This window comes from Vibrio sp. F13, assembly GCF_020806305.2.
In the GTDB taxonomy this organism is placed as follows: Bacteria; Pseudomonadota; Gammaproteobacteria; order Enterobacterales; family Vibrionaceae; genus Vibrio; species Vibrio crassostreae_C.
Window position 1 is genome coordinate 2294177 of the sequence record NZ_CP170175.1, and the last position, 14706, is coordinate 2308882.

The 14706-nt window shown below is 45.0% G+C and carries 13 protein-coding genes; 6 read left to right on the plus strand and 7 right to left on the minus strand.

The features are described 5' to 3' along the window. Positions 1–8 precede the first annotated feature (8 nt). Together aceF and lpdA are read left to right on the plus strand one after the other, a co-directional pair. Entirely contained in the window at positions 9–1928 is a 1920-nt protein-coding gene (gene aceF, locus LMH68_RS10740) for a pyruvate dehydrogenase complex dihydrolipoyllysine-residue acetyltransferase (RefSeq protein WP_229647632.1), read from the plus strand. A gap of 242 nt (positions 1929–2170) precedes the next feature. Next, entirely contained in the window at positions 2171–3601 is a 1431-nt protein-coding gene (gene lpdA, locus LMH68_RS10745; protein WP_017059440.1) for a dihydrolipoyl dehydrogenase, read from the plus strand. Between the two features lie 192 nt (positions 3602–3793). Here the strand turns inward: lpdA and LMH68_RS10750 are convergent, their stop codons facing one another. Continuing rightward, complete coding sequence (locus LMH68_RS10750) at positions 3794–4399, minus strand: LuxR/HapR/OpaR family quorum-sensing transcriptional regulator (protein ID WP_102428504.1); 606 nt, start codon at positions 4397–4399, stop codon at positions 3794–3796. 337 nt (positions 4400–4736) lie between these two features. On the opposite strand from LMH68_RS10750, the gene hpt reads away from it, so the two are divergent. After that, on the plus strand, positions 4737–5267 hold the full coding sequence (gene hpt / locus LMH68_RS10755) for a hypoxanthine phosphoribosyltransferase (protein WP_017059438.1): 531 nt from the start codon (positions 4737–4739) through the stop codon (positions 5265–5267). Between the two features lie 74 nt (positions 5268–5341). Here hpt and can read toward each other — a convergent pair whose 3' ends face one another. Then, positions 5342–6010: a carbonate dehydratase gene (gene can / locus LMH68_RS10760; RefSeq protein WP_017063246.1), complete on the minus strand. Its 669-nt coding sequence runs from the start codon at positions 6008–6010 to the stop codon at positions 5342–5344. Between the two features lie 286 nt (positions 6011–6296). Here can and LMH68_RS10765 point away from each other — a divergent pair, with 286 nt between their 5' ends. The 3 genes from LMH68_RS10765 (at position 6297) to LMH68_RS10775 (ending at position 9954) form a co-directional block, all read left to right on the plus strand. Continuing rightward, positions 6297–7928, plus strand: a complete 1632-nt coding sequence (locus LMH68_RS10765) for a SulP family inorganic anion transporter (RefSeq protein ID WP_017063247.1) — start codon at positions 6297–6299, stop codon at positions 7926–7928. A gap of 336 nt (positions 7929–8264) precedes the next feature. After that, on the plus strand, positions 8265–9182 hold the full coding sequence (locus LMH68_RS10770) for an ABC transporter ATP-binding protein (protein ID WP_017059435.1): 918 nt from the start codon (positions 8265–8267) through the stop codon (positions 9180–9182). A gap of 1 nt (position 9183) precedes the next feature. Continuing rightward, positions 9184–9954 carry an ABC transporter permease gene (locus tag LMH68_RS10775; RefSeq protein ID WP_010435987.1) on the plus strand — a complete coding sequence of 257 codons (771 nt, stop codon included), beginning with the start codon at positions 9184–9186 and terminating at the stop codon, positions 9952–9954. Between the two features lie 85 nt (positions 9955–10039). On the opposite strand, the gene panC is transcribed toward LMH68_RS10775, so the two are convergent. From panC to gluQRS, 5 genes are all read right to left on the minus strand, one after another. Further along, positions 10040–10930, minus strand: coding sequence for a pantoate--beta-alanine ligase (gene panC, locus LMH68_RS10780; protein ID WP_017059434.1), 891 nt, complete (start codon positions 10928–10930; stop codon positions 10040–10042). A gap of 8 nt (positions 10931–10938) precedes the next feature. After that, on the minus strand, positions 10939–11733 hold the full coding sequence (gene panB, locus LMH68_RS10785) for a 3-methyl-2-oxobutanoate hydroxymethyltransferase (RefSeq protein WP_017059433.1): 795 nt from the start codon (positions 11731–11733) through the stop codon (positions 10939–10941). 22 nt (positions 11734–11755) lie between these two features. Then, entirely contained in the window at positions 11756–12241 is a 486-nt protein-coding gene (folK, locus tag LMH68_RS10790; RefSeq protein WP_004735459.1) for a 2-amino-4-hydroxy-6-hydroxymethyldihydropteridine diphosphokinase, read from the minus strand. Beyond that, positions 12238–13593, minus strand: coding sequence for a polynucleotide adenylyltransferase PcnB (gene pcnB, locus LMH68_RS10795; protein ID WP_017059432.1), 1356 nt, complete (start codon positions 13591–13593; stop codon positions 12238–12240). The genes folK and pcnB overlap by 4 nt, the downstream gene beginning before the upstream one ends. Positions 13594–13776: 183 nt before the next feature. Then, positions 13777–14652 carry a tRNA glutamyl-Q(34) synthetase GluQRS gene (gene gluQRS, locus LMH68_RS10800; RefSeq protein ID WP_017059431.1) on the minus strand — a complete coding sequence of 292 codons (876 nt, stop codon included), beginning with the start codon at positions 14650–14652 and terminating at the stop codon, positions 13777–13779. Positions 14653–14706: the final 54 nt, after the last annotated feature.

Below are 14706 nucleotides of genomic sequence, written 5' to 3' on the forward strand. Positions count from 1 at the left end.
AATAAGCAATGGCAATCGAAATTAATGTACCTGACATCGGTGCGGATGAGGTTGAAGTTACTGAGATTCTTGTAAGCGTTGGCGACAAGGTTGAAGAAGAGCAGTCTCTGATCACTGTTGAAGGCGACAAAGCTTCTATGGAAGTTCCAGCGTCTCAAGCGGGTATTGTTAAAGAAATCAAAGTAGCTGAAGGCGATTCAGTTTCTACTGGTTCTCTTATCATGATTTTCGAAGCCGAGGGTGCAGCTGAAGCTGCACCTGCTCCAGCAGCAGAGGCAGCTCCAGTAGCTGCGCCTGCAGCGGCAGCAGCGGCAGAACTTAAAGAAGTTCACGTTCCTGATATCGGCGGTGATGAAGTTGAAGTAACCGAAATCATGGTAGCTATCGGTGACGCAGTAGAAGAAGAGCAATCTCTTCTTACTGTTGAAGGTGACAAGGCTTCAATGGAAGTACCTGCACCATTCGCTGGTATCGTTAAAGAAATCAAGATCGCTTCTGGTGATTCAGTATCTACTGGTTCTCTAGTAATGATTTTCTCTGTAGAAACAGGTGAAGTAGCGGGCTCTGGCGCTCCAGTTGCAGCAGCTCCTGCTCCAGCGGCGGCACCAGTTGCAGCGGCTCCAGCAGCATCAGCTGAAAAAGAAGTAAACGTTCCTGATATCGGTGGTGACGAAGTAGAAGTTACTGAAATCATGGTAGCGGTTGGCGATACAGTAGAAGAAGAGCAATCTCTAATTACTGTTGAAGGCGACAAAGCTTCAATGGAAGTTCCTGCACCATTCGCTGGTACAGTAAAAGAAATCAAGATTGCAGCTGGCGACACAGTGTCAACTGGCTCTCTAATCATGACTTTCGTCGTGGCCGGCACTCCGGTGGAAGGCGCAGCTCCAGTAGCAGTAGCGGCTTCCGCTCCAGCACAAGCAGCAGCTCCAGCGGCGGCACCTGCTCCTAAAGCAGAAGCACCTGCAGCAGCTGGCGACTTCCAAGAGAACGGTGACTACGCGCACGCTTCTCCAGTAGTTCGTCGTCTAGCTCGTGAATTTGGCGTTAACCTTTCTAAGGTTAAAGGTACTGGTCGTAAGAGCCGTATCCTTAAAGAAGACGTTCAGTCTTACGTTAAAGATGCACTTAAGCGTCTTGAGTCTGGTGCAGCTGCATCTGGCAAAGGCGGCGACGGTTCTGCTCTTGGTCTACTACCATGGCCAAAAGTTGACTTCAGCAAGTTCGGCGAAACTGAAGTTCAGAAGCTTTCTAAGATTAAGAAGATCTCTGGTGCTAACCTGCACCGTAACTGGGTAATGATCCCTCACGTTACACAATGGGACAACGCAGACATCACTGAGCTAGAAGCATTCCGTAAAGAACAGAACGCAATCGAAGCGAAGAAAGACACTGGCATGAAGATCACTCCACTTGTGTTCATCATGAAAGCTGTTGCTAAAGCGCTAGAAGCATTCCCAGCGTTTAACTCTTCTCTTTCTGAAGATGGCGAAAGCATCATTCTTAAGAAGTACGTAAACGTGGGTATCGCTGTTGATACACCAAACGGTCTAGTTGTTCCTGTCTTCAAAGACGTGAACAAGAAAGGCATTTACGAGCTATCTGAAGAGCTAATGGCTGTTTCTAAGAAAGCACGTTCTGGTAAGCTAACAGCGGCAGACATGCAAGGCGGTTGTTTCACAATCTCTAGCCTTGGTGGTATTGGCGGCACTGCATTTACTCCAATCGTAAATGCTCCAGAAGTAGGTATCCTAGGTGTATCTAAGTCTGAAATTAAGCCAGTTTGGAATGGTAAAGAGTTCCAACCACGTCTACAGCTTCCACTGTCTCTATCATACGACCACCGTGTGATCGATGGTGCTGAAGGTGCACGCTTCATTACTTTCCTAAACAGCGCACTATCTGACATTCGTCGTCTAGTACTGTAATTGAGAAAGTAATTATTAAGGTGACTTTCGGGTCACCTTAATTCTTTATATAAAGACTATTTTTAGACAACAGTTTCCTGCATTTCTCATAATCTGATGGGGAATTGTTGTCTAGCTCACAGGCTAACTTAAAGCTACTTTCACACTGTTAACATCTCTGTAAAATGTTTCCTGTTTGAAAGCCCAATAATTTTAAGAACATCTACTCAGCCTGTTAGGGATAATGACTACAAGAGGTCACAATGAGCAAAGAAATTAAAGCCCAAGTTGTTGTACTTGGTTCAGGTCCTGCTGGTTACTCAGCGGCATTCCGTTGTGCGGATTTAGGTCTAGAAACAGTACTAGTTGAACGTTACAGCACTCTTGGTGGTGTATGTCTAAACGTTGGTTGTATTCCATCAAAAGCACTTCTTCACGTTTCTAAAGTAATCGAAGAAGCTAAAGCGATGGCAGAGCACGGCGTTGTATTCGGCGAGCCACAAACGGACATCAACAAGATCCGTATCTGGAAAGAAAAAGTAGTTGATCAACTAACTGGCGGTCTTGGCGGTATGGCTAAGATGCGTAACGTTACTGTTGTTAACGGTTTCGGTAAGTTCACTGGTCCTAACAGCATTCTTGTTGAAGGCGAAGGCGAAGCAACAACTGTTAACTTCGACAACGCAATCATTGCTGCGGGTTCTCGCCCAATCAAACTTCCTTTCATCCCACATGAAGACCCACGTATTTGGGATTCTACGGATGCACTAGAACTAAACGAAGTACCTGAAAAACTGCTTATCATGGGCGGCGGTATCATCGGTCTTGAGATGGGTACGGTTTACCACTCTCTAGGTTCTAAAGTTGAAGTTGTAGAGATGTTCGATCAAGTTATCCCTGCTGCGGATAAAGACATCGTTAAAGTTTTCACTAAGCGCATTAAGAACAAGTTCAAGCTAATGCTTGAAACTAAAGTGACTGCTGTTGAAGCAAAAGAAGACGGTATCTACGTTTCAATGGAAGGCAAAAAAGCACCAGCTGAAGCTGAACGCTACGATGCTGTTCTTGTTGCTATCGGTCGTGTTCCAAACGGTGCACTTATCGACGCTGAAAAAGCGGGTATCGAAGTTGATGAGCGTGGTTTCATCAATGTTGATAAGCAAATGCGTACTAACGTTCCTCACATCCACGCGATCGGTGATGTTGTTGGTCAACCAATGCTTGCTCACAAAGGTGTGCATGAAGGTCACGTAGCTGCTGAAGTTATCTCTGGTAAGAAGCACTACTTCGACCCTAAAGTAATCCCATCAATTGCGTACACTGAGCCAGAAGTTGCTTGGGTAGGTAAGACTGAGAAAGAAGCGAAAGCGGAAGGCATCAATTACGAAGTTGCTACTTTCCCTTGGGCTGCTTCTGGTCGTGCAATCGCTTCTGACTGTGCAGACGGCGTGACTAAGATGATCTTCGATAAAGATACTCATCGCGTAATCGGTGGTGCTGTTGTTGGTACTAACGGTGGTGAACTTCTTGGCGAAATCGGCCTAGCGATCGAAATGGGTTGTGATGCAGAAGATATCGCACTTACTATCCACGCTCACCCAACTCTACACGAGTCTGTTGGTCTAGCTGCGGAAGTATTCGAAGGTTCAATCACTGACCTTCCAAATAAGAAAGCAGTAAAAAAGAAGAAGTAATCCTTCTTTAGCCACTCGCTAATGTTTTTAAAAGCCGCTGATTCGTCAGCGGTTTTTTTATATCTGAAGTAAGGAACAGTAACGTTTCACTCCGAGATGCGAGTACGCTGCGCTTCGGGATGCGAAGAGCCATTCCATTCTACAAAAAAAGGGTTGACCGATTAGGCCAACCCTTAAATTATTTACTCGAATCTACTTATAAATGCACAGCATGTTCAAGTAACTATCCGTTAAGCTTGAAAGCTCTTCTGGCGTTTCTACACGTTTCGCTTGAATGAACAGTGAGTAGCAGATGCCGTGGAATAGGTTCGCTAGATGTTTAGGATCGTGATCGTCGCAAACTTCGCTGCGTTCGATCGCTTTACTAAACATGTTTTGTACTAACATTTGGTTAGTGCGGTTGGTGGTTACGAATAGAGGCCATACTTCATCACGAGTCGAAGCGCTCCATTCAAACCATACGTTCAACCAATGGCTATCGTGAGCCACTAACGTCACCATTTCAGTCGCAATATTATGTAGGTTTTGTTTTGCGTGAATATCCAGATCGATATTGTCTGAAAGGAAGTTAGAGAATTGGCGTACAACATGATTAAGCACTTCATCAACCAGATCTTCACGGGTAGGGAAGTAATTAAATACTGTTGCGACAGACACCTGAGCGATGTCTGCAATATCAGCGTGTCCACCACGACCGATACCGCGGCGAGAGAATACCTCAAGAGCGATTTCCATCAATTGAAGTTTTCTTTTTAAAGGTGAAAGCCTAGTTCTAGGTCTCTTAGATATTGAGTCCATTTTATTTTCCTTGCCAACGAAATTTTTATATTAATGATTTTATTATTATTTAATCCAAGATGAGTGTAATGGTGCATATGCGAATGGTCAATCCTTTGAGCTTGTTTTATAGACAGTTACATCAAACTTGATACATAAAGCGTGATCAGCATTGATGTGAAAGGAGACGAGTATTGGATAAGGCACCAGCGCACATTTCGTGGAGAATCTGACAGTAAATTCGAACCATAAGGTGGTGTGGGTATTTGAGCAGTGCTAGACTTACGCACAAAATTGAGCGACACAACTGACGAAACTGTCAACATTCGTCGCAATCACCAAATAGAATGAGAGCAGTATGAAGCATACAGTTGAAGTCATGATCTCTGAGCAAGAAGTTCAGGATCGAGTGAACGAACTAGGCAAACAGATCACGGAACACTACAACGGTAGTGAAGATCTAGTTTTAGTTGGCTTATTGCGTGGATCTTTTGTCTTTATGGCAGATCTTGCTCGTGCTATCGATTTAACTCACCAAGTTGATTTCATGACCGCGTCTAGCTACGGCAACGGCATGGAAAGCTCACGTGATGTTCGTATTTTGAAAGATCTTGATGATGATATCCAAGGTAAAGACGTTCTACTTGTAGAGGATATTATCGATACAGGTAACACGCTGACTAAAGTAAAAGAGATTCTGAGCCTACGTGGTCCTAAGTCTATCGAAATTTGTACGCTATTAGACAAGCCTTCTCGCCGTGAAGTGACTGTCGATACAAAATGGATTGGTTTTGAGATCCCAGACGAGTTTGTTGTTGGTGTTGGTATCGACTACGCACAAAAATATCGTCACCTACCGTACATCGGTAAGGTAGTACCTCAAGAGTAATCATTACGCTTGTGGTTTAGAAGTCATTAAAAAGCCCGCTTGATGCGGGCTTTTTGTATATATGACGGAATGGGTTAGCTTTGTTGACTAAGAAGAGGCGTCGTTAAGATCTTGTTTAATGCATCTAAGTGACTGTTCTCTAAAGTATCGTTACTTGAGCAACGTACGCCAAGGTCCTGTAGCTTGCCATCGCCAATACCATAAACCACACCATGGATTTCAACGTCTTGGCCACGCTCCCACGCATTTTGCATAATGGTTGAGTTACCTAGGTTATAAACCTGTTCTGCGACGTTAATTTCGCATAACTTGTCACCCCATTGCTCACGAGGAAGCCCCTCGATTTGCTTGCGGTATTTTAGGTAATTGTCACGGATGTGCAGTAACCAGTTGTTGATAAGACCAAGTTTAGGGTTATCAATCGCCGCGTTAACACCGCCACAACCGTAGTGACCACAGACAATAATGTGTTTCACTTTAAGCACATCTACTGCGTACTGAACAACAGATAGACAGTTTAGGTCTGTATGAACCACTTGGTTGGCCACGTTTCGGTGAACAAACAGTTCTCCAGAATATAAGCCAGTCAGGCGCTCGGCTGGAACTCGGCTATCTGAACAACCTATCCATAGAAAACCAGGGCTTTGACCCTCTTCAAGCGTTGTAAAATACTCAGGTCTTTCAGAGCGAATTTCTTCAGACCATTTGGAATTGTTCTCAAAAAGCTGTTTTATTTCTGGCATCTTGCTTCTTACATCCCTCAATTAAGATGCTTAACTATACACAATGTTACAAATTCAATCTCGTAAAAACTGCGTCAAAATGTACTCATCTGACGTGTTCTAGTACGGAAAATCATAAACTTAGCCCACTATCAATAATCCGGTTATAAGACATGAATAATGTGATTGAATTAACACTTTCTGAACACTTGATACATTTGCTAAAGTGATAAGGTTTGTCATTTCATCATCAGGAAGGTGTGTTTTGTTTGGAAGTCGTTTTACGGATATCAATCTCAAAGGGGATATGTTTGGCGGTGTAACTACAGCCATCATCTCGTTACCTTTAGCATTGGCATTTGGTGTTGCTTCTGGCGCGGGAGCTGAAGCTGGCTTGTGGGGCGCCATTATGGTTGGCCTATTTGCAGCATTGTTTGGCGGTTCGAGTAGTTTGATTTCTGAACCTACCGGCCCGATGACGGTGATCATGACTGCCGTAATGACGAGTATGGTTGCTAAATATCCTGAAACGGGTATGGCAATGACCTTTACTGTCGTGATGATGGCCGGTGCATTCCAGATATTACTTGGTACGTTAAAGCTAGGAAAATACGTCACTTTGATGCCATATAGCGTGATCTCCGGATTCATGTCGGGCATTGGCGTTATTCTGATTATCTTGCAGCTGTCTCCATTGTTAGGGCATGCCGCTCCATCCGGTGGTGTAATGGGCACGCTCTCTGCTTTACCTGATACGCTAGCAAACTTAAAAGTGAGTGAGCTATTTCTAGGTGCTCTGACACTCGGTATTCTTTTTGGCTTCCCCGCTAAGTATCGTAAGTATGTGCCTGCTCAACTGGTCGCGTTAGTGGCTGTAACGCTCTTGTCCGTCATTATTTTTGATACCGACTCTATTCGCCGTATTGGTGAAATCCCAGCTGGTTTACCTTCCCTCGTTATCCCTACGATCAGCGCTGAACAGTTTACTACTATGGTTATCGATGCCTTGGTGCTTGGTACATTAGGTTGTATTGATACGCTTTTGACCGCGGTTATCGGAGATTCATTGACTCGTAAAGAGCATGACTCAGACAAAGAGCTTCGTGGCCAAGGCATTGCCAATATGATCTCTGGCCTGTTTGGTGCACTACCTGGCGCGGGTGCCACTATGGGGACTGTAACCAATATTCAGGTGGGAGCGCGTTCTCCGCTTTCAGGTGTTATTCGAGCTTTAGTACTTGCGCTCGTGGTATTGGTTGCAGGTGGTTTAACAGAACCGATTCCTATGGCAGTGCTGGCTGGTATCGCGATGTATGTTGGTTTCAATATCCTAGATTGGAGCTTTATCCAGCGCGCGCACAAGGTTAGCTATGCCGGCATGGGCGTGATGTACGGCGTGATGCTATTGACTGTGTTTGTTGACTTGATTATTGCCGTTGGACTGGGTGTGTTTATCTCGAATATTCTGATTATTGAAAGATTAAGCCGAGAGCAAGCCAGACAAGTTAAGGCGATCAGTGATGGTGATGATGAAGACGATATCCCATTGACTGATAGCGAACGTCAGTTACTCGATAGTGCCAATGGTAAGGTGCTATTCTTCTACCTATCAGGGCCGATGATATTCAGCGTTTCAAAGGCGATTTCACGTCAGCACTCAAGTATCTCTGACTATGAAGCGATGATTCTAGACCTGACAGATGTACCTATGATTGATGTCACTGTTGGCCTAGCGCTAGAGAATGCGATTAAAGATGCATTGGATGCGCAGTGTGAGGTGTATCTGCTGTGTCCTAATGAGAATACTCGTCAACAACTAGAGAAGTTCCACGTGATTGACCTAGTACCTGAATCCAACACTTATCGATTCAGATATGAAGCCCTGACGGCAGCAACAAGCTATGTCGACAGAGATGAGCATCAATTTGAGTCAGTTTAATTTTTCAGTAATAAGCTGATATGAATGACCTGATATGAATAAGCCATAGACGCTCACGTCAAGACTGATCATTAATGCCGTTAAGTGAATCACTTAGCGGCATTTTTATATTTATTGAACGTTGATTTAGTCTTCACGTAGCCAAGACGCTTATTTGTTTTCGAAAGAAACTCTCACACGATATTTGTATTAATCGTCAATCAACGATAAACTTGTTTGCAAAATGGCCGAGTTAACAAGTTTGGGTTAGTTTTCTGCTAGCTCGTTTTAAGCATTACTCTCTTCCTCAAGCTCGGTCGTCTACATCTTATCTATAGCAAATGGCAGTCTATCTCTATGTATGCATTAGAAATTGAGCAATTAAGAAAAACTTATGCTGGGGGCTTCGAGGCTCTTAAGGGCGTTAGTTTACAAGTAGAAAAAGGCGACTTTTACGCACTACTTGGTCCCAATGGTGCGGGTAAATCAACCACCATTGGTGTTATCTCTTCACTGGTAAATAAAACGTCAGGCAAGGTTAAAGTGTTCGGCTACGACATTGATACCGATCTGGAATTGGCGAAGCAGAACTTAGGCCTTGTGCCTCAAGAGTTTAACTTTAACCCGTTTGAAACCGTTGAACAGATCGTGCTGCAACAAGCGGGTTATTACGGCGTGCCAAAAGCATTAGCGAAAGAGCGAGCGAAAAAGTACCTATCTCAACTCGATCTGTGGGAAAAGCGTGGCGAACGCGCGCGTAACTTGTCTGGTGGTATGAAGCGTCGTTTGATGATCGCGCGTGCATTGATGCATGAACCTCATTTGTTGATCCTTGATGAACCGACAGCAGGCGTTGATATTGAACTACGTCGTTCAATGTGGGAATTCCTAAAAGAGATCAATGAGAAGCAGGGCATTACCATTATCTTGACCACGCACTACCTAGAAGAAGCAGAAATGCTGTGTCGCAACATTGGTATCATCAATCGCGGTGAGCTGATTGAGAACACAACAATGAAAGCGCTGTTGGGCAAATTGAGTGCTGAGACCTTTATTCTGGATCTGGAAGAGGGCACGACTGAACCTAAGCTTGAAGGCGTGAATAGCCAAGTGATGGTCAATGGCTCGCTAGAAATCGAAATCGACAAGAACCTAGGTTTGAATACCATCTTTGCTCAATTGAGCGAGCAACAGGTTAAAGTCCTCTCTATGCGTAACAAAGCAAACCGTCTAGAAGAGCTATTTGTGAGTATCGTCCGTGAGGGGAGTAAATAATATGTACAGCCTATATTGGACCGCTTTCTGCAGTTTGTTGACCAAAGAGATCAATCGCTTTACTCGTATCTGGGTGCAGACTCTGGTGCCGCCAGCGATTACCATGACGCTTTACTTCATCATCTTCGGTAACCTGATTGGTGCGCGTATTGGTGAAATGAACGGCTTTAGCTACATGGAATACATTGTTCCCGGTCTGATCATGATGTCGGTGATCACCAACTCATATTCCAACGTTGCTTCATCGTTCTTTAGTGCCAAGTTCCAGAAGAACATTGAAGAGCTGCTTGTAGCGCCTGTTCCTAACTACGTGATTATCGCCGGCTTCGTAATGGGTGGTGTGGTTCGTGGCTTGTTAGTGGGTACCATAGTAACCTTCGTGTCGTTGTTCTTTGTCGACTTACAAGTTGACCATTGGGGCGTGATCATTGCGACGGTATTTTTAACGTCGGTAGTATTCGCTTTGGGTGGCTTGATTAACGCGGTATTCGCACGCACGTTTGATGATATCTCTATTATCCCAACCTTTATCTTAACGCCGCTGACGTACCTTGGTGGTGTGTTCTACTCGATCAGTCTATTGCCTGAATTCTGGCAAGGTGTATCGAAGTTGAACCCTATCGTGTACATGGTTAACGCGTTCAGATATGGCTTCTTGGGTGTGTCTGATGTGGGGATCGTGACGTCGTTTGGCGTACTAGGTGTGTTTATCGTGCTGTTGTATGGCATTGCACACTACCTAGTGACAAAGGGTATTGGCTTACGTAGCTAACCTTTGGTTCATCTAAGTAACAGGTAAAGAAAAAGGTCGATATAACATCGACCTTTTTTTGTTTTGCGTTAAGAGCAGAAGCCGACTATTCAGTCGTTTCTTCTTTCACTTCTTCTTTGGTTTCCGTTACCAAATCGAGAACTTGGTTATCGATAAGACGCGTCTTACCTAGGAAAGCCGACATTAGAATCACTGCTTGAGTTGATTCTGAAGTGATCGCTTGCAGAGTTTTAGCATCACAAATGAAGATTTCGTCAGGTTGAAGATCTGCAGCGCGTAGCTGGTCAGTAGCATCTTCAATCACTGATGCGTAATCATCGCGACCACCACGAATAGCGCTGCTGATCCAGCGCATAGTACGCGCTAAAACGGGCGCTCGTTGGCGCTCGTCAATCGTTAGGTTGCTATTGCGAGAGCTCATTGCCAAACCATCCATTTCACGAACGGTCGCAACGCCGACAACTTCAATGTCTAATGCTAAATCAGTGGTCATCTGGCGAATAACAGCAAGTTGCTGAAAGTCTTTCTCGCCGAAGCATGCAAAGTCTGGCTGAACGATATTAAACAGTTTAGTGACAATGGTTGATACACCACGGAAGTGACCTGGACGAGAGGCACCTTCAAGCATGTGAGATATGCCAGGGACCTCAACAAACGTCTGCTTGTCTAATCCATCTGGGTACATCACCTCTGGCGTTGGTGTAAATACTAGCTCAACCCCTTCACCTGTTAGTTTGCTTAAATCTGCTTCTAACGTTCGAGGGTAGTTGTTTAGGTCGTCTGCACGGTCAAACTGCATTGGGTTTACAAAGATGCTTACCACAACGATGTCGGCCAGTTCACGAGCTTTCTTTACCAGAGTCAGGTGGCCTTCATGCAGGTTTCCCATTGTCGGTACAAAAGCAACCGTACGTCCATCACGCTTAAACTGTTTAATCTGCTCACGAAGAGCCGCTATTTCAGCAAAAGTTTGCATACTTACTCCTAAGCGATTGTATGAGCTTCATCAGGGAAGCGCGCGCTCTCTACTTCTTCTTTGTATAGAGCTACTGCCTTACGCATATCACCTGTTTCTGCTAGGAAGTTCTTAGAGAACTTCGGCATGTAGTTCGCAGAAATACCGAACATGTCATGCATAACCAAGATCTGACCATCGGTAACATTACCTGCGCCGATACCGATAACCGGTACGTCACAAGCTTCTGTAATTCGTTTTGCCAATGAAGCTGGCACACATTCAAGTAGAACGATTTGAGCGCCTGCGTTTTGCAGTGCTAACGCGTCAGCAACCATTTTGTCGGCTTGCTCGTCGTCACGACCTTGAATCTTGTAACCACCAAAAATGTTCACAGACTGGGGCGTCAAGCCTAAGTGTGCACATACTGGTACTGCACGTTCTGTTAGCATCTTCACAGTATCAACCAACCAGCTTCCGCCTTCGATTTTTACCATGTTCGCACCAGCACGCATCAAAGTCGCTGCGCTCTCACAAGCTTGTTCTGGCGTCGCGTAGCTCATGAAAGGCATGTCAGCCATAAGAAGACAATTTGGGCTACCAGCACGCACTGAGCGAGTATGGTAAGCAATGTCTTCAACGGTTACTGGTAATGTATCGTTATGGCCTTGTAAAACCATACCCAGTGAATCACCGACAAGCAGAACTGGCATTTCTTGGCTTTCGAATAATTGAGCAAAGCTCGCATCATAAGCTGTCGAAGTCGCAAATTTACGGCCTTCACGTTTGCATTTGATCAGGTCGTTAATGGTTACTTTTTTCATTGGTTTTCCTTAATGCGCTTGGCTATTGTTGCCAAACATTGAGCCCGTTCTTATCTACTATTTTCAGTAGTTCTGTCAGCTCAGTCCCATCAGGGAGTTGTAAACTTGGTGCGATTTCAGCAAGCGGGTAGAGTACAAACTCTCGTTCTTTCATTCCATAATGAGGAACGATTAAGCGCTCTGAATCGATCACCTCATTGCCGTATAGCACAATGTCGAGATCCAAGGTTCTTGGTCCCCAACGTTCGTCTTTACGGACGCGCCCTTGCTCTAGTTCGATCTTTTGAGTGCAATCAAGCAGTTCAATTGGCGTTAATTCGGTTTGGATAGCGACTACCGCGTTGATGTAGTCTGGTTGATTTTGCGGTCCCATTGGAGTGCTACTATATAGCTGAGAGGTCGCAATAAACGTTGATCGCGGTAGGCTTTTTAGCGTTTCGATAGCCAAATTTGCTTGGCTAACTGGGTCGGCAAGGTTGCTGCCGACCGCAATGTAAGCAGTTATCATTCTGATTGCTTACTCTTTTTGTTTCGGTAAGTCTTACGGCGACGATGGCCTGACTTTGATGGTGCTGCAACGTCGTTAGCCATTGCTTGACGCATGTTACGACCTGCAGTCTGATAACGCTCCCACCATTTTGCTAACTCTTTGGTTTCGCCACCTTCAATCTCACCACGCATTTCTAGGAAATCGTAGCCTGCACGGAATTTGTTTAATTCCATTAGACGAACAGCGCGTTTACCGTTGCGACGAGGCAGTCGAAGTTGCAGTTGCCAAACTTCGCGAATGGTTGCTGTGTGACGACGAGGAATCGCAATAGACTTTACTTGCTGATCTAGAATGATGTTACTCGCTTCCATGATCGCATCGTAGTGTGCCATACCCTGTTCAGCGACAAGTTTGTCTGCCAGCTTGTTCATTGGGTACCAAAGCATCGCTGCGAACATGAATGCTGGGTTTACTCGCTTACCATCTTCGATGCGAAGGTCGGTTGAATCGAGAACCAAATCAAGCATCTGCTCTGTGTGTGAGTCGTAATCTTCGGTGAAGTGCTCCGCTACCGCTGGGAACATCTGTTGGAATAGATTGTACTCGCGCATCAAGTGGTAGGTTTCTAAACCGTGACCTGATTGCAGTAATTTCAGAGACTCTTCGTAAAGGCGCGCTGCTGGGATATCTCTTAGAAGGTGAGCTAACTCTTCAATCGGGTCAGCCGTGTCTTCTTCGATGTCGAAATCCAGTTTAGCGGCGAAGCGCATTGCACGTAGCATACGTACTGGGTCTTCGCGGTAACGCGTTTCTGGATCGCCAATCAGGCGGATCAGTTTATCTTCTAAATCTTCTACACCACCCGCGTAATCGTGGATGCTGTAGTCTGCAATGTTGTAGTACATCGCGTTGATTGTGAAATCACGACGCTCTGCATCTTCATCAACACTGCCGTACACGTTATCGCGAAGTAGCATGCCTTCTTTCGATTGTGCAGAAACGTTCTTCGATGGTTCTTGGTGGTGACCACGGAAAGTTGCCACTTCAATGATGTCGCGACCAAACATGATATGTGCCAAGCGGAAACGGCGACCGATAAGACGACAGTTTCTGAAGAGGTGTTTGATTTGCTCTGGCGTTGCGTTGGTCGCAATATCAAAATCTTTTGGCTGAGAGCCTAATAAGATATCGCGCACACCACCACCGACTAGAAATGCGTCAAAACCCGCACCATTCAGGCGATATAGCACTTTTAGTGCGTTGTCGCTGATCTGCTTGCGTGAAATATTGTGCTCTTGACGAGTATAAATATTCAGAGCTAATTCGTGGAATCCGCGTTGTTCGCTTGGGGTATTGTCGTTTGTATTCATTAGTTTAGAACAAAGTAGGTATCGCCAACTTTGTTTTTCTCTTAGTCCAAAGTGGTAGTGCAGAGTTTAATTGCGGCTAATAATAGCTTAGCGCGAGCCATTTGAGAACATCGTCTGCTTAACCACAGTGGTTGGTTATGGCATTTTTATGTGTCGTTTTTGCTATTTGCCGTGAGTTTCGAGCTAATTACAGTGCTCTTTTTGTAAACTATCAGGTAACTGACTGACGTTCCATTGTTGGCAGCCCCACAATAAAATCTCATCCATTGAAGCCTCATAAAGGGCCGTCGGGATATCAAAACCTAAGAATCGCATCGCGTTGAGTAACGTTGGTTTTGGGTTGTCTAGATCTATCGCGGTGGCATGGTTCTGTTTTGACAGTTTATTCCCCAAGCCATCGGTTGCCAATGGTAAGTGCAAGTAGCTCACTGTTTTTTGCTTGAGCGTCTTATACAAACTGATTTGTCGACCTGTTGGTTCTATCAGGTCTGCGCCTCTTACGACTTCTGTTACTCCTTGGTCGATGTCATCAAGAACAACGGCCAAGTTATAGGCAAACAATCCATCTCTGCGTTTAATAATAAAATCTTCTTCAGCTAGTGCTTTAGGGATTTGAATGGTGCCGTGGCGAACATCATCAAAGGACTCCACTGGAAAGTCCATGCACAAGCGCACCGCCTGTTCACCTGAATCGATTAGGCCTACATCTCGACAGTGACCATTGTAAAAGCCGCCCAAAGCCTTTATCTGCTTGCGGGTGCATTGGCAGTAGTAGGCTTGATTGTCAGCAACCCATTGATCGATTTGAGCTTGATACAAGTCATGACGTTGGCTTTGATAGACGACTTCACCATCCCAAAATAGATGGTAAGCCTCAAGCGTCTTAAGAATGAGGTCTGCAGCGCCGGCCATTTCTCTTGGTGGGTCGAGGTCTTCCATACGAACTAACCATTTTCCTTGGTTAGATTTCGCTTGAAAGTAGCTACCAAGAGCAGCAACAAGTGAGCCAAAATGAAGAGGACCTGACGGTGATGGTGCAAAGCGCCCGATATAATTCATGAGTGAACAACCTAATCTAAATGGTACCGCAGTAGCCGATTCTTAAGACGTTTG